The sequence below is a fragment of the Gemmatimonadaceae bacterium genome (assembly GCA_019637445.1).
In the GTDB taxonomy this organism is placed as follows: domain Bacteria; phylum Gemmatimonadota; class Gemmatimonadetes; order Gemmatimonadales; family Gemmatimonadaceae; genus Pseudogemmatithrix.
In genome coordinates this window covers 109,541-132,203 of sequence record JAHBVS010000002.1, presented here as the reverse complement: position 1 = coordinate 132,203, position 22,663 = coordinate 109,541, and the positions used below count along the sequence as shown (strand labels likewise).

Below are 22,663 nucleotides of genomic sequence, written 5' to 3'. Positions count from 1 at the left end.
GCTTACGCCTCGACCGCGCCGCCAGCGGCGACGATCTTGGCCTTCGCCGCGGCGCTGACCTTGAGTCCCTTGACCGTGAAGGCCTTGGTGACCTCGCCGTTGGCGAGGACCTTGGCCGGCCCCTTCGACGCCTTGGCGAGGCCAGCGGCCTCCAGCGTCTCCATGGTCACGTCCGTGCCCGACAGCAGCGCAAGCTCATCGAGCCCGATGACCTGGGCCTCGACGCGGAACGGATTATGGAAGCCACGCTTCGGCACGCGACGCGTGAGCGGCATCTGGCCGCCCTCGAAGTGCGGCTTGTTGCCGCCCGGGCCGTGGTGGCCGGCGCGGGCCTTGATGCCCTTGTGACCCTTGCCCGACGTCTTGCCCGTGCCGGAGCCGGGGCCGCGCCCGAGGCGCTTGCGGTTCCGGTGCGAGCCCGGCGTACGCGCCAGGGTGCCCAGGGTGATCTTCTCGTCGCTCATCGCTTACTCCTTCTCCGGCGTGACGGACACGAGGTGCCGCACGCGCTTGATCATCCCGCGCAGGCTCGGGCTGTCCTGGTGCACCACCGAATCCTGGTGGTGCTTGAGGCCGAGCGCCTCGAGGGTGGCGTTCATCTTCTTGTCATGGCCGATGCCGGACCGCACCTGCGTGATGCGGACCTTCCCCTCGGTGAGGGTGTTCGGCTCGGTGTGCTTGGGCCCGCGGGTGCGGTGCCACACGAACGTGCGCGGCATTTACACAACCTCCTTCGACTTCGCCCGCGACTTGTACGGCAGCGAGGAGACCTCGACGCCGCGCTCGCGCGCGATCTGCTCCACCGTCGTCAGGCTGGTCAGCCCTTCGAGCGCGGCGAGCACCATGTTGTGCGGGTTGGTCGAACCCAGCGACTTGGTGAGGATGTCGTGGATGCCCACGCACTCCAGCACCGCACGCACCGCGCCACCGGCGATCACGCCGGCACCGGGGGCCGCCGGCTTCATCAGGACCTTGCCGGCCCCGTGACGCCCGACGATCTCGTGCGGGATGGTCGCGCCGGTCATCGGCACGCTCACCATGTGGCGACGCGCGGCGTCGACGGCCTTGCGGACCGCCTCGGACACCTCGTTCGCCTTGCCCGTCGCCACGCCAACCTTGCCCTGACCGTCACCGACGGCGACGAGGGCGTTGAAGCTGAAGCGCCGGCCGCCCTTCACGACCTTGGCGACGCGGTTGATGGCGATCACGTTCTCCAGCAGGTCGCTGCCTTCGCGCTCCTGCATCGGGGCGCCGCCACGGCCGCCGTCACGGCCGCCGCGACCATCGCGACCACCGCCCGGACCACCGCGACCGCCGCCGGGACCACGGCCACCGCCCGGACCACCGCGGCCGCCGCCCGGGCCACCGCGCCCGCGCCCGCCACCCGGTCCACCACGGCCACGGCCACCAGGACCGCCCGCGCCCCCTCCGAATGCTCCACTCTGTTCAGCCATTTAGAACTCCAGCCCGCCGTTGCGGGCTCCGTCGGCCACCGCCTTCACGCGGCCGTGATACTGGTAACCACCACGATCGAACACGACCTTCGTGATGCCGGCGGCCTTCGCCTGCTCGGCCACACGCTTGCCGACCTCGACCGACTTCTCCGACTTCTTGCCCGTCAGGCCGCTGTCCGTCACGGTCATCAGGGTCTTGCGCTGCACATCGTCCACCAGCTGGGCGGTGATGTGCTTCAGCGACCGGAACACGACGAGACGCGGCCGCTCGGCCGTGCCCGCCACCTTGGCCCGCACCCGGGCATGACGGCGCTGCCGCAGCGCGGCGCGCGTCTTCGGAACTCGCTTCCCAGGCATTACTTACCTCCGGCCTTGCCGGCCTTCCGGCGGATGGTCTCGCCCACATACTTGATGCCCTTGCCCTTGTACGGCTCGGGCGGACGCAGCGACCGGATCTCGGCGGCCACCTGGCCCACCTTCTCCTTGTCCGCGCCCTCGATGACGACCTGCGTCGGCTGCGGCGCCGAGAGCTTGATCCCCGCCGGTGCCTTGTACTGCACCTGGTGCGAGAAGCCCAGCGCGAGCTGCAGCCCGAACGGCTTCGGCTCCGCCTTGAAGCCGACGCCCGTGATCTCCAGCTCCTTCTTGTAGCCCTTCGACACGCCCTCGACCATGTTGGCGATCAGGGTGCGCGAGAGGCCGTGCAGCGACTTGTGGCCTGGCTCATCCGACGGCCGCGCCACGGTGATGACATTGCCCTCGAGCTTGACGGACATCTCGGGGTGGATGGTCCGCGACAGTTCCCCCTTGGGGCCCTTCGCCGACACCGCATTCCCCTCGACCTTCACCGTCACGCCCGACGGGACGTTGATAGGCAGCTTGCCAATACGCGACATGATGGGGTCTCCTTACCAGACGTAGGCGAGGAGCTCACCGCCGGTGCGCTGCTGGCGCGCCTCGCGGTCCGTCATCAGGCCCTTCGACGTGCTGAGGATCGCGACCCCCAGCCCATTGCGCACGCGCGGGATCTCGGCGGCGCCGACATACTGCCGGAGGCCGGGCGAAGACACGCGCTTCAGCTCGCGGATGACCGGCGTGTTGCCGGCATACTTGAGCGCCACGCGGAGGACCTTCTTCCCCTCGGGCGTCTCGAGCGTCTTGTAGTCCGTGATGAAGTTCGACTCCTTCAGCAGGCGTGCGATCTCCACCTTCATCTTGGACGCCGGAATGTCCACGCGGCGATGCTTCGAACCGACAGCATTGCGGATCCGCGTGAGCATATCGGCGATCGGGTCGGTCATGCTCATTTGGTGACTCTCACTGAGTATGGATGTGGTTCCCGGGGCATTGTGCGGTCCGGGCCTTCATCCGTTGAACTGCTGAACCACAGTTGTGAGTTGTGAGTGGTGAGTTGTGAGTGAACGGCAACGACTCACTACTCATAACTCATAACTCACAACTGCCGTCCTACCACGACGCCTTCCGAACCCCCGGAATCAGCCCCTGCAGCGCCATCTCGCGGAACGCGATACGGCTCAGGCCGAAGGTGCGGATGTTTCCGCGGCTGCGGCCGGTCATTTGGCAGCGGTTGCGGATACGGGCCTTGGCACCGTTCCGAGGCAGCTTCTGCAGCGCGACCTGCGCCGCCCGCTTCTCCTCGTCGCTGGCCGTGACGCTCTTCACCACGGCGCCGAGCGCGGCACGCTTCGCGGCCTGCTTGGCCGCCATCGCCTTGCGGCGCTCGTTCTTCTCGATCGTGCTCTTCTTTGCCATAGAATCCTCAGCCCTGGACGACGATGGGCTTGTCATCGCCGCGGAACGGCATCCCGAGCTCCCGGAGGAGCGCGAAGGCCAGGTCGTCGCGGTTCGTGGTCGTCACGAACGTGATGTCCATGCCGTGGATCTGCTCCACGAGGTCATAGTTGATCTCGGGGAAGATCATCTGCTCCTTCACGCCGAGGCTGTAGTTGCCACGGCCGTCGAACGAGCGGGTGGACAGCCCACGGAAGTCACGGATGCGCGGGATGGCCGTGGACACGAAGCGGTCCATGAACTCCCACATCCGCGCGCCGCGCAGCGTCACCGACACGCCGATCTCCTGGCCTTCGCGCTGGCCGAAGTTCGCGATGGACTTCTTGGCCTTGGTGCGCACCGGCTTCTGGCCGGTGATGGTGGCCATCTCGTCCACGATCGCGTCGAGCACCTTGGGCTGCTTGATGGCCTCGCCCATGCCGACGTTCAGCGTGATCTTCGAGAGGTTGGGCAGCTGGTGCGGGTTCTTGAGCCCGAACTGCTGCATCAGCTTCGCGCGCACCACCGACTGGTAGTGCTTCTGGAGGCGGGGCGCCGGCACCGGCAGCCCCACTCCCTTATGGTCCTTCGGCAGCATCGAGGCGCGCTTCTCGCCGCCCTGGCCACCGCTCTTCTTGCCCTGCGTCTTGGTCGTTGCCATTGGTCAGTCCTCGCTCAGCGGCTGCGCGGGATGGGAGACCCGCTCTTGGCGCTGATGCGCTCCTTCGTACCGTCGGCGTCGATCTTCGCGCGCACGCGCGTCGGCTCGCCCGACTTGGGGTCCAGCAGCATCACGTTCGACAGCGCGACGGGCGCCGGCATCTCGATGATGCCCGACTGCTCGTCGGCCGTGCGCGCGCGACGGTGCTTCTTCACGATGTTGATGCCCTCGATCGTCACGCGGCCCGTCTTCAGGTAGACGCGGATGACCTTGCCGTCCTTGCCGGCGTCGTCGCCGCGCATCACGCGGACCGTATCACCCTTGGTGATCTTGGTCTCGACGCGATCGGCGTTGCGGGCGTGGCGCAGGACGTTCTTCTTCCCGCGCGTCTTGCGATGGGTCAGGATACGCATTTACAGCACCTCAGGGGCCAGCGACACGATCTTCATATAGCGCTTGTCACGCAGCTCGCGGGCGACGGGCCCGAAGATGCGCGTGGCACGCGGCTCGCCCTTGTCATCGATGATGACCACGGCGTTCTCGTCGAACTTGATGTAGGACCCGTCCTTGCGGCGGGTCTCCTTGACGGTGCGGACGACGACGGCCTTGGCCACGTCGCTCTTCTTCACGGTGCCGTTGGGGAGCGCGTCCTTCACCGCCACGACGACCTTGTCGCCAAGGCCGGCATAGCGACGGCGCGTCCCGCCGAGCACGCGGATCACGAGCGCCCGCTTGGCGCCCGAGTTGTCCGCCACCTTCACCACACTCTCTTGCTGGATCATGGTAGTCGGTCTCCCTTAGCGCGCGCGCTCGACGATCTCGAGGAGGCGCCAGCGCTTGTCCTTCGACAGCGGGCGGGTCTCCACGATGCGGACGGTGTCGCCGACCTTCGCCGAGTTCTCCTCGTCGTGCGCCTTCAGGCGCTTGGTCCGCGTCACCATCTTCCCGTACACGGGGTGCGGCACGCGACGCTCGATCGCGACCACGATTGTCTTGGCCATCTTGTCGCTCACGACCAGGCCCTGACGCACCTTGCGGGTGGCCCGGCTCGCGGCGGCGGAATTCACGGTTTCAGCCATCTGGGTCTCCTCTCGCGCGCCTTAGCGCGCGGCCTCCATCTTCTGGGCCTTCTCGCGGAGCACCGTCTGAAGCCGCGCGATGTCGCGGCGGATGGTGCGCAGGCGCAGCGGGTTCTCGAGCGCCTCCGTGGCGCCGCGGAAGCGGAGACGGAACTTCTCCTCCTCCAGCTCGCCGAGACGCGTGCGGATCTCGTCCACACTCAGTTCCCGAATCTGATCAGCCTTCATTGCCCTGCGCCTCCTCGCGCACCACGAACTTGGTCTTCACGCCCAGCTTGGCGGCGGCCAATCCCAACGCCTGCTGCGCGATCTCCTTCGTCACACCCTCGATCTCGAACAGCACGCGGCCAGGCTTGACCACCGCCACCCAGAGTTCCGGCGAGCCCTTGCCCTTACCCATGCGGGTCTCGGCGGGCTTCTTCGTCACCGGCTTGTCGGGGAAGATCCGGATCCAGACCTTGCCGCCGCGCTTGATGTGGCGCGTGAGCGCCACGCGCGCGGCCTCGATCTGGCGCGCCGTGATCCAGCCCGGCTCCAGCGCCTGCAATCCAAAGTGGCCAAAGGCCACCGTCGCGCCGCGACGGGCCAGACCCGTCGTGCGCCCCTTGAACATCTTGCGGAACTTGACCCGCTTCGGTGCCAGCATTGGTCAGCTCTCCTTAGGCGTCCGAGGAGTACGTCGAGTTGCCCCGACGACCCTCGATGACCTCGCCCTTGAAGATCCAGACCTTCACACCGATGGTGCCGAAGGTGGTCTTCGCGGTCGACGTCGCGTAGTCAATGTCCGCGCGGAGCGTGTGGAGGGGCACCCGCCCCTCGTGGTAGCCCTCGACGCGTGCGATCTCGGCGCCACCGAGGCGGCCCGAGCACTTCACCTTGATGCCCTCGGCGCCCATGCGCATCGCGCTCTGCACCGCGCGCTTCATGGCGCGACGGAACGAGATGCGCTGCGCCAGCTGGGCGGCGATGTTGTCGGCGACGAGCTGCGCCTCGATCTCCGGGCGCTTGATCTCCTCGACGTTCACGCCGACTTCCTTGCCCGTCAGCTGCTGGAGCTCGGTCTTGAGCTCCTCGACCGCCTGGCCCTTCTTGCCGATGACCACGCCCGGACGGCCGGTGTGGATGGTCACGACGACCTTCCCCGGCTTCCGCTCGATGGTGACTTCGGCGATGGCCGCGCCCGAGAGACGCGCCTTGAGGTACTTCCGGAGCAGCGCGTCTTCCTTGAGCAGCGCCGGGAAGTCCTTCTTGGCGAACCACTTGGACCGGTGCTGGGTGCTCACGCCGAGGCGGAAGCCAACCGGATGCGTCTTCTGTCCCATTATCGACCTTCCTTCTCGGCCACGACGATCTCGACGTGGCTGGTTCGCTTGATCATCGGCGTCGCCCGGCCCATGGCCGCCGGCGTCCACCGCTTGAGCTTCGGTCCCTCGTTCACGATCGCGTGCTTCACGTACAGCGCGTCCACGTCGAGCGCCGCGTTGTTCTGCTTCGCGGCCTGCTCGGCGTTGGCGACGGCCGACGACAGCACCTTGGAGATCTGCTGCGCCGCGTGCTTCTTGCTGAACTTCAGCATCGAGAGCGCGTCGTTGACCGGCAGCCCTCGGATCTGGTCAATGACCAGCCGCATCTTGTAGGGCGACTGCCGCGTCGTCCGCTGGATGGCCCGTGCCTCGGTCATGGCTTACTTGCCTCCCTTGGCCGGGGCCGCCGCCGCAGCGGGCGCCGCCTTCTTGTCGGTCTTGTTGTTGCCGGTGTGGCCACGGAAGAGGCGCGTCGGGGCAAACTCGCCGAGCTTGTGCCCGACCATGTTCTCCGTCACGTAGACCGGGATGAACTTGTTGCCGTTGTGCACGGCGAACGTGTGCCCGACGAACTCGGGGATCACCGTGCTCGCGCGCGACCAGGTCTTCACGACCTTCTTCTCGTTCTTGGCGTTCATCGCCACGACGCGCTTGAGCAGCGCCTCCTGGATGAACGGGCCCTTCTTGATGGAACGTGACATAGTTGGGTTCCTTGATCAGCTCTGGGTGGCCTTGCCGCGCTTCCGGCCACGGACAATCAGACGCTGCGACGCCTTCTTCTTGTTGCGCGTCTTGACGCCCTCCTTCTTGCCCCAGGGGCTCACCACGTTGCGGCCGCCGCGCGTGCGGCCACCGTGCGGGTGGTCCACCGGGTTCATCACTTCACCGCGCACCTTCGGGCGACGCCCCATCCAGCGCGTCTTGCCGGCCTTGCCCCACGAGACCAGCTCGTGCTCGGCGTTGCCGACCTCACCGATGGTGGCGAGGCAATCGCCGTGGATCAGGCGCATCTCGGTGCTGGCCATGCGCAGCGTCACGTAGTCGCCTTCCTTCGCGACCACCTGCAGCGAGGTGCCGGCCGAGCGGGCCATCTGGCCGCCCTTGCCCGGCTTGAGCTCCACGTTGTGCACGGCGGTGCCCAGCGGCACCTCCTTGAGCGGCATCGCGTTGCCCGTGCGCACGTCCGACCCCTTGCCGCTCACGATGGTGTCGCCCACCGCGAGGCCCTTGGGGTGCAGGATGTAGCGCTTCTCGCCGTCCGCGTACTCGACCAGCGCGATGCGCGCCGAACGGTTCGGGTCGTACTCGATGTGCTGCACGGTCGCCGTGACGCCGTGCTTGTTGCGCTTGAAATCGATGATGCGGTACTTGCGCTTGTGACCACCGCCGAGGCGGCGCATCGAGATGTGGCCGTGGTTGTCACGACCACCGCTCTTCTTGAGCGGCTCGGTCAGCGACTTCTCCGGCGTGCTGCGCGTGATCTCGGCGTTGTCGGACACGGAACGGAACCGCGTCGCGGCGCTCACCGGCTTGAATTGACGGATACCCATTGGCTCAGCCCTCGAAGATCTCGATCGTGTCGCCCGCCTTGAGCGTCACGATGGCCTTCTTCCACCGCGGCCGCAGGCCGGACGTCGACCCCACGCGACGCGGCTTCCCGCGCTGCTGCGAGGTCCAGACCCCCGTCACCTTCACCCCGAAGAGCGACTCGATGGCCTGCTTGATGGCAATCTTGTTCGCGGTCGGATGGACCTCGAACGTGTACTCGCCACGGCTCTGGTACGCCGCCGAGGTCTTCTCGGTGACGATGGGCCGGACGATGGTGCGATGCGTAGTCGGCATTGGTTACTTCCCCTTCTTCTTGGCAGGGGCCTTCTTGGCAGCCGCCTTCTTCGCCGCCGGCTTCTTGGCAGCGGCCTTCTTGGCGGCCGGCTTCTTGGCAGCGGGCTTCTTCGCCGCCGGCTTCTTGGCGGCGGCCTTCTTCGCGGCCGGCGCCTTCTTCTTCTCGGCCTTCGCCGCGGCCTTCTCGGCCTTGGCCGGCGAGGCCTTCTTGCGGGCGACCTTCACCTTCTCGACCGCCTTCTCGGCCACCGGCTCCAGCTCCTGGCCGATCGCGCCCGCCTCGACGAGCACCACGTCCGACCAGAGCAGGTCGTAGGTGCTGGCGTCGCTGTACGGCATCACGATGACGTTCGGGATGTTGCGGCCCGAGAGGTACACGTTCGGCTTCACGCCGTCGGTGAGGATCAGCGCCTTCTTATGATTGAGCTCGAGGCGGGCCAGCAGCTGCACGAGCTGGGCCGTCTTGGGCTTGTCGTAGGCGAAGCGGTCGATGACGAACACCGACTCCTCGCGGGCGCGGGCGTTGAGCGCGGACTTGCGGGCCAGCGCCTTGATCTGCTTGGGGACCTTCTGCTCGTAGCCACGGGGCTGCGGACCGAACACGGTGCCGCCGCCGACCCAGTTCGGGGCGCGGGTCGAGCCCTGACGGGCGCGGCCGGTGCCCTTCTGCTTCCACGGCTTCTGGTTGCCACCGACGACCCAGCGGCGGGTCTTGGTGGCGTGCGTGCCCTGGCGGGCGTTGGCGAGCTGCGCCTTCACCGCCTGGTGCATGACCGGCAGGTTGACAGTGCCGTCGAACGTCGCGGCCGGCAGCGCGACCTTGTCGCGCGGGGTGCCGAGCGCCGTGAACGTGGCGGCCTGGAAGTTGTTGTTGTCGGACATCGGTTAGCCCTGCTTGCGGACGAGGACGATCCCGTTGGTCGGGCCGGCGACGGAGCCGCGGATATAGATCAGGTTGCGCTCGGCATCGATCTTCTCGACGCGGAGGTTGATCTGGGTGTGCCGCGCGGCGCCGTAGTGGCCGGGCATCTTCTTGCCCTTGATGACGCGCGACGGGTCGGTGCCGGGGCCGATGGAGCCGGGGCGCCGGTGCTTGGTGTTGCCGTGGGTGTTGGGACCACCGCCGAAGCCGTGGCGCTTCACCACGCCCTGGAAGCCGCGGCCCTTCGACGTGCCGGTGACCTTGACGATCTCGCCGGGGGCGAAGATGTCCACCTTGATCACGTCACCGACGTTGTACGTCGGCACCTCGGCCTTCCCAGGCGCATCGTCCAGCCGGAAGGAACGCAGCACGGCGGGCGGCGTCTCGAGGCCCGCCTTCTTGGCGTGCCCGATGACGGCCTTGTTCGCGCGACGGCCCTTCGGCGTCTTCTCTCCCTTCTTCGACTCGCGCGGCAGGCGCTGTGCGCCATAGCCGAGCTCGACGGAAGCAAAGCCCGCCTGCTCCGACGTCACGACCTTCGTGACGGGATTCGGCGTGGCCTCCACCACCGTGCAGGGGATCTGCTGCCCCTTGTCGTCGAAGATCTGGGTCATGCCCAGCTTCTTCCCGATGATTCCGATCATTGCTCTCTCGCTCAGTTAGTCGCGGCCCGGGCGCACCCTTGTGTGCGGTCCGTTGTGGCCGGAGGACCATCAGCGGTGAGTTTTGAGGCGTGAGTTGTAAGTGGTGAGAGAAGCGGGACACCCCGCATCGCCCTTCACTTACGACTCAGAACTCACAACTCACCACTGCCGTTACTCAACCTTGATCTCGACATCGACACCGGCCGGCAGATCGAGCTTGGTCAGCGCGTCCACCGTCACGGCCTTCGAGTCGAGGATGTCGATCACCCGCTTGTGCGTCTTCAGCTCGAACTGCTCACGCGACTTCTTGTCGACGTGCGGCGAACGGAGGACCGTCCAGCGCTGCGTCTTCGTGGGGAGCGGGATCGGACCCGAGATCTGGGCCCCGGTCTTCTCCGCGGTCCGCACGATGTCCGCCGAGGCCTGGTCGATCACCGCGTGATCGAATGCCTTGAGACGGATGCGAATACGTCCAGCCATTGATTCTCCACTGGGTTCGTCGGGGGCGGCGGTCGCCGCCCCGACGTGCCCCGTTCGTTGTTAGGCGAGGATCTTGGTCACCACGCCGGCACCCACGGTGCGGCCGCCCTCACGGATGGCGAAGCGCAGCTGCTCCTCCATCGCGATCGGGATGATGAGCTCGATCGTCATCTGCACGTTGTCGCCCGGCATGACCATCTCCGTGCCCTCGGGCAGCTCGATGGCACCGGTCACGTCCGTCGTGCGGAAGTAGAACTGCGGGCGGTAGCCCTTGAAGAACGGCGTGTGGCGGCCGCCCTCTTCCTTCGTGAGGACGTAGACCTCGGCCTGGAACTTCGTGTGCGGCTTGATCGAGCCGGGCTTGGCGAGCACCATGCCGCGCTCGATTTCCTTCTTGTCCACGCCGCGGAGGAGGAGGCCGACGTTGTCGCCGGCGAAGCCCTCGTCCAGCAGCTTGCGGAACATCTCAACGCCGGTGACGACGGTCTTCTTGTCCGAGTTGTAGCCCACGAACTCGAGCTCCTCACCGACCTTGCACTTGCCGCGCTCGATACGACCGGTCGCCACCGTGCCACGGCCCGTGATCGAGAACACGTCCTCGACGGGGAGCAGGAAGGGCTTGTCGACCTCGCGGACGGGCTCCGGGATGTACGTGTCGAGGGCGCTGTAGAGCTCCTCGATCGTGGCCACCCACTTCGGGTCGCCGGCGATGGCGTTGGACGCCGAGCCGCGGATGACCGGGGCGTTGTCGCCGTCGTAGTTGTACTTGGAGAGCAGCTCGCGGACCTCGAGCTCGACGAGGTCGAGGAGCTCGGCGTCCTCGACGAGGTCGCACTTGTTCAGGAAGACCACGATCTTCGGCACGTTCACCTGGCGGGCCAGGAGGATGTGCTCACGGGTCTGCGGCATCGGGCCGTCGACGGCCGACACCACGAGGATCGCGCCGTCCATCTGCGCGGCGCCCGTGATCATGTTCTTCACGTAGTCGGCGTGGCCGGGGCAGTCGACGTGCGCGTAGTGGCGCGCGTCCGTCTCGTACTCCACGTGCGACGTGGCGATCGTGAGGATCTTGGTGGCATCACGACGACCCTGCGACTCGGACGCCTTCGCGACCTCGTCGTAGGCGACGTACTTCGTGTTGCCGAACTTGTCCGCCGAGATCTTGGTCAGGGCGGCCGTGGTGGTGGTCTTGCCGTGGTCGACGTGGCCGATCGTGCCCACGTTCACGTGCGGCTTGGTCCGCTCGAACTTTGCCTTGGCCATTTCTTGCTTCCTGAGGTGGTGTGAAAGGAATTCGACTTCAGTGCTGTGCTTCTGACTTACGACTCACAACTCATGACTTACAACTGCCGTTTGCCTACTTGACCTTCGCGATGATCTCGTCCGCCTTCGCCTTCGGCACTTCCTCGTAGTGCGAGAACTCCATCGAGTAGACCGCGCGACCCTGCGTCATCGAGCGGAGCTTGGTGGAGTAGCCGAACATCTCGGAGAGCGGCACGGTGGCACCGATGACCTGGGCCTCGCCGCGCTGCGTCATGCCGCCGATCTTGCCGCGGCGGGCGGAGATGTCGCCCAGCACATCGCCGAAGAACTGGTCGGGGCTGACGACCTCGACCTTCATCATGGGCTCGAGGATGACCGGGGTCGCGGCGCGCGCGGCCTCCTTGATGGCCATCGAGCCGGCGATCTTGAACGCCATTTCCGACGAGTCGACGTCGTGATACGAGCCGAAGACCAGCTCGACCTTCACGTCCACCATCGGGTAGCCGGCGAGGATGCCGTTCTCGAGGGCTTCCTTGATGCCCATCTCGACCGGCTTGATGAACTCGCGCGGGATGACACCGCCCGTGATCTTGTCCTCGAAGACGTAGCCCTGGCCCGGCTCGGCGGGCATCGCATTGATGACCACGTGGCCGTACTGGCCCTTGCCGCCGGACTGGCGGACGAACTTGCCCTCGATCTTCTCGACGCGCTTCTTGATCGTCTCGCGGTAGGCCACCTGCGGACGGCCCACGTTCGCCTCGACCTTGAACTCGCGCATCATGCGGTCGACGATGATCTCGAGGTGCAGCTCGCCCATGCCCGAGATGATCGTCTGGCCCGTCTCGGCGTCCGTGTGGACGCGGAAGGTCGGGTCTTCCTCGGCCAGCTTGTTCAGCGCGATGCCCATCTTGTCCTGGTCGGCCTTGGTCTTTGGCTCGACCGCGACGTCGATGACGGGCGTCGGGAACTTCATGGCCTCGAGGATGATCGGCTTGTCCTCGTCGGAGAGCGTGTCGCCGGTGCGCGTGTCCTTGAGGCCGATGGCGGCGGCGATGTCGCCGGCGCGCACTTCCTCGATCTCCTCACGCTTGTTGGCGTGCATCTGCAGGAGGCGACCGATGCGCTCGCGCTTGTCCTTGGTGCTGTTGTAGACGTGGGCGCCGGCCTTGAGCACGCCGGAGTACACGCGGAAGAACGTCAGGCGGCCGACGAAGGGGTCGGTGGCGACCTTGAACGCCAGCGCGGAGAACGGGACGTTGTCGGACACCTCGCGGGTCTCGACAGTCGCATCGTGCTGCGGCGCGTGGCCCTCGATGGCGGGCACGTCGTTCGGCGCCGGCAGGTAGTCGATGACCGCGTCGAGCAGGGCCTGCACGCCCTTGTTCTTGAACGAGGCGCCGCAGAGGATCGGCACGAACTTCATCGAGCAGGTCGCCGCGCGGATGGCGTGGCGGATCTCCTCGACGGTCAGCTCCTCGCCGCCGAGGTACTTCTCGATGAGCGTCTCGTCGTGCTCGACGACCATCTCGACCAGCGCGTGGCGCGCGGCCTCGACCTTTTCCTTGAACTCTTCCGGGACGTCGGTGACCGTGAAGGTCTTGCCCATCGTCTCGTTGTCGAAGATGTACTGCTTGCGCTCGATGATGTCGATGTGGCCCGTGAACAGCTCGCCCGAACCCACCGGGAGCTGGATCGGCAGGGCCGCCTTGGAGAGGCGGTCCTGGATCATCTCGACGCAACGTTCGAAGTTGGCGCCGACACGGTCCATCTTGTTCGAGAAGATCATGCGCGGGACCTTGTAGCGGTCGGCCTGGCGCCAGACGGTCTCCGTCTGCGGCTCCACGCCCGCCACCGAGTCCAGCAGGGCCACGGCGCCGTCGAGCACGCGGAGCGAACGCTCCACCTCGACGGTGAAGTCCACGTGCCCCGGGGTGTCGATGATGTTGATGCGGTACTCCGGCCCCTCGCCCTTCTGGTCCGACTGGCCGTGGCGCATCCAGAAGCACGTCGTCGCGGCGGACGTGATCGTGATGCCGCGCTCCTGCTCCTGCTCCATCCAGTCCATCGTGGCCGCGCCGTCGTGGACCTCGCCGATCTTGTGCGACTTCCCCGTATAGTAGAGGACGCGCTCGGTCGTCGTGGTCTTGCCGGCATCGATGTGCGCCATGATGCCGATGTTCCGGTAGTACTTGAGATCGGTCGTGCGAGGCATCGTATTCGGTCGGAAAGCTTGGGAAGTCAGGGGAACAAAAACGCGGCTGGACCAGGCGTTCCCCCCATGAAGCGATCCGGGGAACCGGTATCCATCCGCACTCGCCGGGTACAGTCGCCACTGCTGCGCGACTGGGGACCCACGGCGCGTCGAGGGCCAACGCGAACCATCCCTCGACGTTCAGTTGTCCTGCGTGCTTTTCGGGAATCTCGGCGCATCACTCGCGTGATGCGGGATCGATCGGGCTGTCCACTCCCCCCGCGCGTCTCGAACATGCCGACGTTGGCGGGCCCATATTGCCGGAACGCAGTGCTCCGGGGTGCTCGAAAATGATCGCCTCGAACACCTTGCTGCGGCGAGACGCCTTGCAGCGTTTCTCCGTAGCCCGTGAAAAGTACTCCCCAGTGACCGGAAGTCAACTCCCCGCTTGTGGTTATGCTAGGCGAGGGATGCGGGCCTAGGGTGCCCCCTACGCTCGGGGGCGGGCACGCAGGAGTGCGGCTAGGAGCCGCTGGCAGGAAGGGGCGTCCAGGTTGGACAGCACGATGACCGTCCACGAGCCGTCGACCGCCGTCCGTACCTCGTTGCAGACACCCGCGTACGGGCCGCCGCCTCCGTGGCCGACGTATCGCGTGCCGCCGATGTCGTCGACCATCATCCCGAAGCCGTAGTGGGAGGGCTGCGCGCCGCCCTGTACCTCCACCCGCGGCTGGGTGAGGCTATCCAAGAGTTCGCGGCCCACGAGGCGCCCGTCGTGGAGGGCGCCCAGGATCAGGGCCCACTCCTCGGCCGTGGCGTAGCCGCCGCCCGCACCCGTCCCCCCGTACGGACCTAGCGTGCCCTGCCGCGTACGCGGTCGGAGGTTGAGGGGGTCGGCCGGGGAGCCCGGCAGGCCGTGGGCTCGCCGTGCCATTGCGCTGCTGTCGGCCCGCCCCGGATCGCGAGCAACGCCGGCGGGCCGCAGCAGGTGATCCCTCAAATATTGTGGATACGGCTCACCGCTCACGGCCTCCACAATCGCCGCCAGAATCTCGAAGCCCTCGTTGGAATACGAAAATCCGCGCACTGGCTGAATGGGCCGCGGCGCAATGAGGCGGGCAATCTCCGTCATGCGCGCGTACTCGCGCGTGGCGTCGAACCCTGGAACGTCCCACAGTTCCCCGAAGCCTGCCGTGTGCGTCAGCAACTGGCGCACACTCACAGCGCGCGCACTCGGATCCCAAGGCAATGTGGGCAGCAGGGCGGCCAAGGTGTCGTCCCAGCGCAGGCGCCCCTTCTCGACCAACTGCGCGATGCTGATCGCCACCAGCATCTTTGGCGTGGACGCCTGTCCGAGTAGCGAGGACGGCAGCAGGCGTGTGCCGAGGGTATCGACGAAGCCCACTGCCTCGTTGGCGAGAATCCTTCCGTGGCTGGCCACGACGACCTGACCGCTGAATCCCCCGACGGCACCCAGTCGCTGCACCTCGTCGTGGACTGCCGCCGAAACCGCCTCGAGACTGGCCTCGTTCCCGGGCAGCGCGCCGGCCACGGCAATGTCGCGGACCTCGGCGGCAGGATCCACGGCACGCAAGGCCCGCAGCGACCACAGCCGGCTGGGATCCTGTCGGTCCACTGCATAGGCCAGCGTCAACCCGCGGCCGGCGCGTGTGGACCACAGTTCGAGGATGCGACCGGAGGCCGTCTGTTGCTGCCCTTGCACCACGAAGGGTGCACCATCCCGGAGGAGGACGCCCAGCAACCGACGCTGCGCGGCGACCTCCTCGGGTGACTGGCGCGGCGAGTGCTGCGCCTCAATGAATGCGTCGCCATCCGCCCGCGAGGAGTCGCCGAGCACCCGGAGCAGTGCGTCCCCCATCAGGGCGACCGCCTCGCGAGGCGGCGCGGGCGCTGGCGTGCCGAGGGACTGGGCATCGACCGTGGATATGGCAAAGGCCGCTGCGACAAGGACGCGGGCGGCGTAGCAATGGGTGGGGGTCGTCATATGCGGTATCGGACAACGCTGCCGGGGGAACAGTTGCGCGGGTGCTTGCACTCTGCCGCCCCCGTCGTAGGCTAGAGGCAGGCGTGGATCGCCGCCGCGCCATCCCCCTGACCGGAGTCGTCGATGATTACCGTCGCCCGTCCCGCGCTTGCTGCCGCGGCGCTTGCCGTGTGCGCCCTGGCGAGCGCTCCCCGGAGCACCGCCGCCCAGCAGGGCTTCATGGCCGCGATGCATGCCGACATCAATCAGGCCCAACGGAAGATCGTCGGGTTGGCCAACGCCATCCCGGAGTCGGCCTACGCGTGGCGACCTGGGGCCGGCGTGCGTTCCATCGGGGAGGTCCTGCAGCACATCGCCGCGGACAACTACATCCTCCCAGTCCTGATGGGCACACCGGCGCCCGCCTCGACAAACATCACGGCCGACTACAACACCGCGGTGGCCTACGAGTCGCGGAAGGGCCTGACCAAGGCGCAGATCGTGGCCGACCTCGAGGCGTCATTCATGCATCTGCACCGCGCCATTGGCGTCAACTCCGACGCCAACCTGACCGAGCAGATCAACTGGTTCGGGAGCCAGTCGGCGCGGTTGAACGCGATGGTCGGCACGGTGACGCACCTGCACGAGCACCTCGGGCAACTGATTGCGTATGCGCGCTCCAACAACGTGAAGCCACCCTGGAGCAACTGAGCCCGAACGCGCTCCGCCAAGCGCGCCGTGCCCTTTTGCGACTGAAGCTCGGCCTGCTCGGCGCGGCGCTCTTGGCTGCGGAGCCGACGTCGGCGCAGGAATCGCCGCCTCGGCTCTCGGCACTTCGGTTGGAACCGCCGACGCTGGCGCAGGGCTGGGCGAAGCCGACGGCGACCGGACTGCGGGCAGTCGGGAGCGCGCAGGGGCAGGATTCCTTGCCCTGCTGGGACTGCGACCGCGCGCGTCAAGCCTGGCCCGCATTCGGTGAGTGGACGCTGGGCATGTGGACGGCCTGGGCCTTTAATCGATTCCTGCGCGAGGGCGACGTCGGCGACATCTCGCTCAACCAGTGGCTCACGAGTTGGCGCGGACGCTGGGACTGGGATCCAAACGGCTTCGTCGTCAACCAGATCGGCCACCCGCTGCAGGGCGCGACCTACTTCAACGGGTATCGCACGAACGGCTACTCCTTCTGGACCGCTTCGGCGATGACCTTGGTTGGTTCTTTCGTCTGGGAGTGCTGCGGCGAGAAGAACCTTCCGGCAGTCAACGACTTGTTGACCACCTGGATCGGCGGGACGGGCGTGGGCGAGATCACACGACGGCTCTCGGACGCCGTGCTCGACAACGAGGCCCGCGGCGCCGAGCGCTTCTGGCGCGAGGCGGGCGCGTTCGCCGTGAACCCCGTGCGCGGCTTCGATCGGATCGTGCGCGGTCACGCGCACCGCGTCGGCGCCAACCCGCCGGACGCTCGCCCGCACAACTATCGGGCGAGCGTGGTCACGGGAGCGCTCGCCTTGGGCACGAACCGCACCGGCGAGACGCAGTGGCTGACCGGCGCGAAGTTGGCGGGCCGCGTCGTCTACGGCGATCCCAGCCAGCTGACCGAGGCGCCGTTCTCGACCTTTGAGGTGGACTTCGAGCTCACGTCGATTCCGGGAGCGCCGCTCTACTTCATGCGTTCGGAAGGCAACCTCTGGGGCAAGGTGCTTCGCCGCCAAGCCACCGGCACCGATTGGCTGCTGTCTTCGCACCTGCGATACGACTACGTGCGCAGCCGCGCCTTCGAGATCGGCGCGCAATCGGTGACCTTCGGCGTCGAGCGCGACTACATGTTGTTCAAGAAGGTGCGCGTGACTGCGGGCACCCGTCTGCGCGCCATCCCGATCGCGGCCGTAGAGGACGACTTCCAGCCGCCGAGCGACGAGGGGCGGAACTACGACTACACGTATGGTGGCGGGCTCGAGTTGCAGACCTCCTTCACCTTCCCCAACGACTTCCGAGTGCGCACCCGCAGTAGCCAGACGGCCCTTCGGGTAATCGACGGCGTCGCCACCTCGCACGTGCTTGAGCGGCAGGAGTTCCTGCTCGATGCCCCACTGGGACATCGCACCAGATTCGAGGCCGGTCTCCGGTACCAGACGCGCCGCAGCTACTTCGCCGATCAACCACGCACGCGGGCCTACGCGCCGGAGTTTTGGTTGGGGCTGGCCATCAACCCGCCGCGCTGGCGGCGGTAGGTGGCGGCATTGAAGGAAGGCTCGGCCTCTAAGGCCTCGAATGCCACGAGGGGCCCCGACCATCGGTCGGGGCCCCTCGTGATGCCTGCGGACGACAGCGCTTACCAGCGGTAGTGCGCGAAGGCCTTGTTGGCCTCGGCCATGCGGTGCGTGTCTTCCTTCTTCTTGATGGCGTTGCCCTCGCCCTTGGCGGCGGCGAGCACCTCGGCGGCCAGCTTCTCGGCCATCGACTTCTCGTTGCGCTCGCGCGAGTAGCTGATCAGCCAGCGCATGGCCAGGGCGGTGCGGCGCTCGGGACGCACCTCGACCGGCACCTGATACGTGGCGCCGCCGACGCGGCGGGACTTCACCTCGACGACCGGCTTGAGGTTGGTCAGCGCCTGCTTGAAGACCTGCACGCCCGGCTGCTGCGCCTTGGCCTCGACGACGTCCATCGCGCCGTAGAAGATGCGCTCGGCGGTGGACTTCTTGCCCTGGTACATCAGGACGTTGATGAACTTGGAGACGGTCTGGCTGTCGTAGCGCGCATCCGGCAGGATGGTGCGCTTCACGGCACTCTTGCGGCGGCTCATTTACTTCTTCCCTCCAGCCGGGGCACCCGCCTTCGGCTTCTTGGTCCCGTACTTGGAGCGGCTCTTGTTGCGCCCGTTGACGCCGGAGGCGTCGAGCTTGCCGCGCACGATGTGGTAGCGCACGCCGGGGAGGTCCTTCACACGGCCACCGCGGATGAGCACGATCGAGTGCTCCTGCAGGTTGTGGCCCTCGCCGGGGATGTAGGCAGTGACTTCGAAGCCGTTGACGAGACGCACGCGCGCGACCTTACGCAGCGCGGAGTTTGGCTTCTTGGGGGTGGTGGTGTACACGCGGGTGCACACGCCACGCTTGAACGGATTCTCCTTCAGAGCCGGCGCCTTGTCCTTCTTGACGACTTCCTTGCGGCTCTGCCGGACCAACTGATTGATCGTCGGCATCTTACCCTAAGGTGTTCGGACTTCTGTAACTACGTGGATCGCCCGACGGGCGGCACGGAACAGAGCCTTAAAAGGTAGGCGACCAAGGGGCCTTGGTCAACCGGCGCGGCTCAGGGCACGAGGGGCGGCGCCGTCATCCCGATTGAGGCGGAATTCAGCCCGCCGGCAATCGACCGCGCCTTGAGGGCGAGCAGGACCGTGACCGTGAGGATGCCCACCGTGATCACGGTGTTCTTGCCATCGAGCCGCTTGGACTCGATGTAGTCCACGGAGGCCAGCGGCACCTCGGTGCGGCGGGACTGCCCCGGCTGGTAGCCCTTGATGCTGTCGTTCTCCACCCACCCCGAGGCCAGCACGAGGACACGACCTGTGTAGAGGGTCACGCGCGAGGAGGGCGGCAGGGGCTGGCCCTCACGGAGCCTGCCGACCGCCCGGTAATGGAAGCAGCCGCTGAGCAGGCCGACCGCGACGACAAGCAGTGGAAGCGTGCGACGCAGGGGCATCGCCTCGAAGATGTGGGACCTAGGTCTGGACGTCCAGCCCACTGGCCTACAGGTCCACGACCTGGTCGACCGGCAGGGCATCGCGCTCTCGCACCTGGGCCGTGAAGGCGCCGCAGAGATGGGCGATGCCGTTGGCGTAGTACGAGATCAGCTCACGGCCGCGCGGCAGGACGACAAACCGGTCCCCGTCGCGGTGCAGCACGCGGCGCATCCTGAGCATCCGGTAGGCGCGCTCGAAGGTCTCGCCACCATCGCGCTGCGCCTCCGCCACCTCGGCGCCCGACGCGACCAAGACGTCACGCAGCTCCTCGATGCGCGCGAGCAGCGGTGCCTCGGGAACGATCTCGCTCTCGAAGGTCTGCAGGGCGGCGCAGACCAACGGCACGGCGGTCACGGGCACGATGGCGCCGACGCGTTGCATCATCGTGTCGGTGAAGGCCTGCACGCGGGCCAGGCGCTCGGCGCGCGGCAATTCGAATAAGGCCGTGCCTTCGGCGCGGATCCCTTCGAGCCACGGGGCCACGGGATGCGGCTCACCGACCACCACAGCAGCTCGGCCATAGCGCCGCCAGCGGCCACTGCCCAGTCGCCCGAACGACGAGATGGCAAAGTTCAGCACCTCGCGCAGCTGGCTGAGGCGCGAGGGCCGTTCCCCGCCCTCGCTCGCCCGCAGCTCCCGCATCAGCGAGCGGTCCTCGAGCACGCGGTCGTAGTTGATCCCCACCGGCACGATGTACATCCGCTCGGCGAAGCCGGGCTCGCAGGCAGTCCCCAGGAAGTAGTCGAGAAGACCAATCTTTGCCGGCCGCAACTTCCCGTCGCGCGAGAGGCCGCCCTCGGGGAAGATGCCCTGCGTGACCCCGTTGCGCGTGATGAGCTGGACGTAGCGCTCGAGCACCGTGTGGTAGAGCGGCTCGCGGTAACGGCGGCGGATGAAATACGAACCGAAGCTCTTGAACAGGTACTCGAGTGGGAACACGCGCGCCCACTCGCCCACGGCGTAGCTGATGGCGACCTGCCCGGCGAGGGCGTAGCCGGCGAGCACGTAGTCCGCGTTGGATCGGTGGTTCATCACGTAGAGCACAATGCTCTCGCGCGGGAGCGCCGTGAGCGCCGCGCGATTCCGGATCTTGACCGTGGTCTTATAGAAGAGTCCCAGCGCCGCCTTGGAAATGGCGTAGCCGAACTGGTAGTACATGAAGAGGTTGAAGACCGGGACGATCTCGTCGAGGTAGGTCTCGACGCGACGCCAGACCTGGGCCCTGGGCAGTGCGTGTTCCTCGGCGTGTGCGGCGACGCCGGCGGCGATTGCTGGATCCGCCAACAGCGACTGCACGATGTAGCGCTTGCCGGTGAGCTTGAAGCGATCCACGCGGGCGCGGAAGCGCAGCAGCGCGCGACGCGCGGCGCGGGCGGTCCAGCGGCGCCACACGAGCAACGCGACAACTGCAAGCACGGCGATGGCTGCCGTCCAGATCGCCCAGCGCGGGATCACGGCGCGAACTCGAGCTCGAGCATATCGCCGACGCCGACGGCTGCCCAGCGCTGCAAGTGCGAATCGCGCGCGTCGCGCACGGCCACGAGCGTCGCCTCGTCGAGTGCGTGAGGCTGGGGGCCGGCGCTTGATGGCCAAGCGGTTGCCAGCATCTCAGCCATGTCCTGTGCACTGCTGCGCGCCGCGCCAGCCGCTTCGCTGGCGCGTTCGGCATCCAGCAGGCCGACCAGCAACTCGACCCACAACGCCTCGGTCGGCAGGGCGCCGCGGGGATACGGCGGCAGGAAGTCGTCGAACTCCCAGCCGGAGGCCACCAGTCCATAGAAGGCACCGCGCAGCCGCAGCACGGACTCGACGGCGAGGTGCGTCAGGTCGTGCGCGGCGAAGAACGCCGCGTGCCGATCCGTCTGCCGTTGCCAGGTGCGCGAGCCGTCGGCGCGCTCGAGCACGAGCGTTCCGCCGCCGTCCGAACGTCTCGTGATGTGAACGCGAAGGAGCCTCATCCTGGCGAACCCGCCTCGCCACGCTGGCGCTTGAGGGCCGCCAGCGACTCGCGCGCCGCATCAGCCTCGCGCGTTCCGGGGAAGGCATCGATGAGCCGACGCAGCTCTGCCATCGCCCGCCCTTCGTCCTGCAGCGGACCGAGGTGGATGTCGACCACCTTCTGCTGGATGTAGCGCTTCGTGTCGACAGACCCCGCACCCGAGCTTCGCGCGTGCTGGAAGAGCTGGAGTGCCCGCGCGGCATCGCGGCGTTCGCGCAGATGGAAGTCCGCCGCCTTCACCACGACGCCGACGCTGCCGCCGCTGTTGGCGATCTCCTCGTCAAAGGCTGCGGCGGCCGCATCGAGATCCCCGCGCGCAATCATCGCGTCGATGTGTGAGTAGGTCGGCACGTACGACGTGGTTTCGCCGCTCGGCGCATAGAGTGAGCCCGCGAGCTTGGCACCTGTGGCAGCGGTCACGCGGTGCACGACGAGACCGATCAAAAAACCCGGCGGCAATCCCAGGAAGCCGCCGAGCACGCCGCCGGTGGCAATCATCAGCCAGATGAACCCGACGCCGCCCACGAGCAGCCCGTGCAGGAAGCCTTGGTCGACCATCCATTGTAATGACCAGCGGTCGCGGGACTTGTGGTCCACGGTGGCTCCCAAAGCGAGTGCGGATGGCGATAGAATGACATCAGCGGGCGCATTCCACCACGGGGGACGCCGGATGCACGACGATGGGAAGGACCCGAAGGCCGAGCCGCTGCGGTTCAAGGTCGACGAGGCAATCGAGATGCTCGCGCGCACGCCGGACCGGCTGCAGGCGCTCTGCGCGGACCTGTCGAGCACTTGGACAGATGCCGACGAGGGCCCCGACACGTTTTCCACCTGGGAGAACCTCGCGCATCTCCTGCAGGGCGAGCGCGCCGACTGGATCCCTCGCGCGCGAATCATCCTGGCACAAGGTGAGTCGCGGCGCTTCACGCCCTTCGACCGGCGCGCGCACCGTACCGCCTGCGCCGGCCGGTCCATCGCGCAACTGCTCGATGAGTTTCGCGAACGTCGCGCGAGCAACCTGCGGGAGCTTCGGGGCTGGTCGCTCAGCGGCTCGCAGCTCGCGCTGACTGGTGAACACCCCGAACTCGGCACGGTCACGCTCCAGCAACTGCTTGCCACCTGGGTCGTGCACGACTTGGGCCACATCGGCCAGATCGCGCGGGTGCAGGCCAAGCGTTATCGGGCGGACGTGGGGCCTTGGCGCGCTTACTTGCCGGTGCTGGATCGCGGGCCGCGCTGATGCCGGAGGACCCGGACGCGCGCCTCTGCGCCGTGGCCTGGCGCGGGGTGGCGCCAGCGGCGCG

Annotated in this window: 33 protein-coding genes; 3 read left to right on the top strand and 30 right to left on the bottom strand. The window is 67.2% G+C overall.

What is annotated here, in order from left to right:
* Nucleotides 1-2 precede the first annotated feature (2 nt).
* From rplO to KF709_10690, 24 genes are all read right to left on the bottom strand, one after another.
* The gene (gene rplO / locus KF709_10805; protein MBX3174892.1) at nucleotides 3-464 is read right to left on the bottom strand and encodes a 50S ribosomal protein L15; all 462 of its coding nucleotides are present in this window, start codon (nucleotides 462-464) and stop codon (nucleotides 3-5) included.
* Between the two features lie 3 nt (nucleotides 465-467).
* The gene (rpmD, locus tag KF709_10800) at nucleotides 468-719 is read right to left on the bottom strand and encodes a 50S ribosomal protein L30 (protein ID MBX3174891.1); all 252 of its coding nucleotides are present in this window, start codon (nucleotides 717-719) and stop codon (nucleotides 468-470) included.
* Complete coding sequence (gene rpsE, locus KF709_10795) at nucleotides 720-1,454, bottom strand: 30S ribosomal protein S5 (GenBank protein ID MBX3174890.1); 735 nt, start codon at nucleotides 1,452-1,454, stop codon at nucleotides 720-722.
* Nucleotides 1,455-1,811, bottom strand: a complete 357-nt coding sequence (gene rplR, locus KF709_10790) for a 50S ribosomal protein L18 (GenBank protein MBX3174889.1) — start codon at nucleotides 1,809-1,811, stop codon at nucleotides 1,455-1,457.
* On the bottom strand, nucleotides 1,811-2,350 hold the full coding sequence (gene rplF, locus KF709_10785; GenBank protein ID MBX3174888.1) for a 50S ribosomal protein L6: 540 nt from the start codon (nucleotides 2,348-2,350) through the stop codon (nucleotides 1,811-1,813). Before rplF ends, rplR begins: the two co-directional genes overlap by 1 nt.
* Nucleotides 2,351-2,362: 12 nt before the next feature.
* Complete coding sequence (gene rpsH / locus KF709_10780; GenBank protein MBX3174887.1) at nucleotides 2,363-2,761, bottom strand: 30S ribosomal protein S8; 399 nt, start codon at nucleotides 2,759-2,761, stop codon at nucleotides 2,363-2,365.
* 160 nt (nucleotides 2,762-2,921) lie between these two features.
* Nucleotides 2,922-3,227, bottom strand: a complete 306-nt coding sequence (gene rpsN / locus KF709_10775) for a 30S ribosomal protein S14 (protein ID MBX3174886.1) — start codon at nucleotides 3,225-3,227, stop codon at nucleotides 2,922-2,924.
* Between the two features lie 7 nt (nucleotides 3,228-3,234).
* Nucleotides 3,235-3,843, bottom strand: a complete 609-nt coding sequence (rplE, locus tag KF709_10770; GenBank protein MBX3174885.1) for a 50S ribosomal protein L5 — start codon at nucleotides 3,841-3,843, stop codon at nucleotides 3,235-3,237.
* A 77-nt stretch (nucleotides 3,844-3,920) separates the two neighbouring features.
* Complete coding sequence (gene rplX / locus KF709_10765; GenBank protein MBX3174884.1) at nucleotides 3,921-4,319, bottom strand: 50S ribosomal protein L24; 399 nt, start codon at nucleotides 4,317-4,319, stop codon at nucleotides 3,921-3,923.
* Nucleotides 4,320-4,688: a 50S ribosomal protein L14 gene (gene rplN / locus KF709_10760; GenBank protein ID MBX3174883.1), complete on the bottom strand. Its 369-nt coding sequence runs from the start codon at nucleotides 4,686-4,688 to the stop codon at nucleotides 4,320-4,322. It abuts the gene before it with no gap.
* A 15-nt stretch (nucleotides 4,689-4,703) separates the two neighbouring features.
* Entirely contained in the window at nucleotides 4,704-4,985 is a 282-nt protein-coding gene (rpsQ, locus tag KF709_10755; protein MBX3174882.1) for a 30S ribosomal protein S17, read from the bottom strand.
* Between the two features lie 21 nt (nucleotides 4,986-5,006).
* Nucleotides 5,007-5,213: a 50S ribosomal protein L29 gene (gene rpmC, locus KF709_10750; GenBank protein ID MBX3174881.1), complete on the bottom strand. Its 207-nt coding sequence runs from the start codon at nucleotides 5,211-5,213 to the stop codon at nucleotides 5,007-5,009.
* Entirely contained in the window at nucleotides 5,203-5,631 is a 429-nt protein-coding gene (rplP, locus tag KF709_10745) for a 50S ribosomal protein L16 (GenBank protein ID MBX3174880.1), read from the bottom strand. The genes rpmC and rplP overlap by 11 nt, the downstream gene beginning before the upstream one ends.
* A gap of 13 nt (nucleotides 5,632-5,644) precedes the next feature.
* Nucleotides 5,645-6,307 (bottom strand): 30S ribosomal protein S3, encoded by a 663-nt coding sequence (rpsC, locus tag KF709_10740; GenBank protein MBX3174879.1) that lies wholly within the window; start codon nucleotides 6,305-6,307, stop codon nucleotides 5,645-5,647.
* Nucleotides 6,307-6,666: a 50S ribosomal protein L22 gene (rplV, locus tag KF709_10735; GenBank protein MBX3174878.1), complete on the bottom strand. Its 360-nt coding sequence runs from the start codon at nucleotides 6,664-6,666 to the stop codon at nucleotides 6,307-6,309. The genes rpsC and rplV overlap by 1 nt, the downstream gene beginning before the upstream one ends.
* 3 nt (nucleotides 6,667-6,669) lie before the next feature.
* The gene (gene rpsS, locus KF709_10730) at nucleotides 6,670-6,990 is read right to left on the bottom strand and encodes a 30S ribosomal protein S19 (GenBank protein ID MBX3174877.1); all 321 of its coding nucleotides are present in this window, start codon (nucleotides 6,988-6,990) and stop codon (nucleotides 6,670-6,672) included.
* Nucleotides 6,991-7,005: 15 nt separating this feature from the next.
* Nucleotides 7,006-7,839: a 50S ribosomal protein L2 gene (rplB, locus tag KF709_10725; GenBank protein MBX3174876.1), complete on the bottom strand. Its 834-nt coding sequence runs from the start codon at nucleotides 7,837-7,839 to the stop codon at nucleotides 7,006-7,008.
* Nucleotides 7,840-7,843: 4 nt separating this feature from the next.
* On the bottom strand, nucleotides 7,844-8,131 hold the full coding sequence (locus KF709_10720) for a 50S ribosomal protein L23 (protein ID MBX3174875.1): 288 nt from the start codon (nucleotides 8,129-8,131) through the stop codon (nucleotides 7,844-7,846).
* Between the two features lie 3 nt (nucleotides 8,132-8,134).
* On the bottom strand, nucleotides 8,135-9,013 hold the full coding sequence (gene rplD, locus KF709_10715) for a 50S ribosomal protein L4 (GenBank protein ID MBX3174874.1): 879 nt from the start codon (nucleotides 9,011-9,013) through the stop codon (nucleotides 8,135-8,137).
* A gap of 3 nt (nucleotides 9,014-9,016) precedes the next feature.
* Nucleotides 9,017-9,697 carry a 50S ribosomal protein L3 gene (rplC, locus tag KF709_10710; GenBank protein MBX3174873.1) on the bottom strand — a complete coding sequence of 227 codons (681 nt, stop codon included), beginning with the start codon at nucleotides 9,695-9,697 and terminating at the stop codon, nucleotides 9,017-9,019.
* Nucleotides 9,698-9,868: 171 nt separating this feature from the next.
* The gene (gene rpsJ, locus KF709_10705; GenBank protein MBX3174872.1) at nucleotides 9,869-10,177 is read right to left on the bottom strand and encodes a 30S ribosomal protein S10; all 309 of its coding nucleotides are present in this window, start codon (nucleotides 10,175-10,177) and stop codon (nucleotides 9,869-9,871) included.
* Nucleotides 10,178-10,237: 60 nt separating this feature from the next.
* The gene (gene tuf / locus KF709_10700) at nucleotides 10,238-11,440 is read right to left on the bottom strand and encodes an elongation factor Tu (GenBank protein MBX3174871.1); all 1,203 of its coding nucleotides are present in this window, start codon (nucleotides 11,438-11,440) and stop codon (nucleotides 10,238-10,240) included.
* Nucleotides 11,441-11,534: 94 nt separating this feature from the next.
* Nucleotides 11,535-13,652: an elongation factor G gene (fusA, locus tag KF709_10695; GenBank protein ID MBX3174870.1), complete on the bottom strand. Its 2,118-nt coding sequence runs from the start codon at nucleotides 13,650-13,652 to the stop codon at nucleotides 11,535-11,537.
* 469 nt (nucleotides 13,653-14,121) lie between these two features.
* Nucleotides 14,122-15,636: a serine hydrolase gene (locus tag KF709_10690; GenBank protein MBX3174869.1), complete on the bottom strand. Its 1,515-nt coding sequence runs from the start codon at nucleotides 15,634-15,636 to the stop codon at nucleotides 14,122-14,124.
* Nucleotides 15,637-15,759: 123 nt separating this feature from the next.
* Between KF709_10690 and KF709_10685 the strand changes: the two genes are divergently transcribed.
* Together KF709_10685 and KF709_10680 are read left to right on the top strand one after the other, a co-directional pair.
* Complete coding sequence (locus KF709_10685; protein MBX3174868.1) at nucleotides 15,760-16,326, top strand: DinB family protein; 567 nt, start codon at nucleotides 15,760-15,762, stop codon at nucleotides 16,324-16,326.
* A gap of 35 nt (nucleotides 16,327-16,361) precedes the next feature.
* Nucleotides 16,362-17,846 carry a DUF3943 domain-containing protein gene (locus KF709_10680; protein MBX3174867.1) on the top strand — a complete coding sequence of 495 codons (1,485 nt, stop codon included), beginning with the start codon at nucleotides 16,362-16,364 and terminating at the stop codon, nucleotides 17,844-17,846.
* Between the two features lie 101 nt (nucleotides 17,847-17,947).
* Here the strand turns inward: KF709_10680 and rpsG are convergent, their stop codons facing one another.
* The 6 genes from rpsG to KF709_10650 all read right to left on the bottom strand — a co-directional run bounded on the left by rpsG (nucleotide 17,948) and on the right by KF709_10650 (nucleotide 21,956).
* Entirely contained in the window at nucleotides 17,948-18,418 is a 471-nt protein-coding gene (rpsG, locus tag KF709_10675) for a 30S ribosomal protein S7 (protein ID MBX3174866.1), read from the bottom strand.
* A complete protein-coding gene (gene rpsL / locus KF709_10670; protein ID MBX3174865.1) occupies nucleotides 18,419-18,817 on the bottom strand; it encodes a 30S ribosomal protein S12 in 399 nt (132 codons plus the stop codon).
* A gap of 110 nt (nucleotides 18,818-18,927) precedes the next feature.
* Nucleotides 18,928-19,320, bottom strand: coding sequence for a hypothetical protein (locus KF709_10665; protein MBX3174864.1), 393 nt, complete (start codon nucleotides 19,318-19,320; stop codon nucleotides 18,928-18,930).
* Nucleotides 19,321-19,366: 46 nt separating this feature from the next.
* Nucleotides 19,367-20,815: a 1-acyl-sn-glycerol-3-phosphate acyltransferase gene (locus KF709_10660; GenBank protein ID MBX3174863.1), complete on the bottom strand. Its 1,449-nt coding sequence runs from the start codon at nucleotides 20,813-20,815 to the stop codon at nucleotides 19,367-19,369.
* Nucleotides 20,812-21,318 (bottom strand): hypothetical protein, encoded by a 507-nt coding sequence (locus KF709_10655; protein ID MBX3174862.1) that lies wholly within the window; start codon nucleotides 21,316-21,318, stop codon nucleotides 20,812-20,814. The genes KF709_10660 and KF709_10655 overlap by 4 nt, the downstream gene beginning before the upstream one ends.
* Nucleotides 21,315-21,956, bottom strand: a complete 642-nt coding sequence (locus KF709_10650) for a hypothetical protein (GenBank protein ID MBX3174861.1) — start codon at nucleotides 21,954-21,956, stop codon at nucleotides 21,315-21,317. The genes KF709_10655 and KF709_10650 overlap by 4 nt, the downstream gene beginning before the upstream one ends.
* Nucleotides 21,957-22,065: 109 nt before the next feature.
* On the opposite strand from KF709_10650, the gene KF709_10645 reads away from it, so the two are divergent.
* Nucleotides 22,066-22,599, top strand: a complete 534-nt coding sequence (locus KF709_10645; GenBank protein ID MBX3174860.1) for a DinB family protein — start codon at nucleotides 22,066-22,068, stop codon at nucleotides 22,597-22,599.
* Nucleotides 22,600-22,663: the final 64 nt, after the last annotated feature.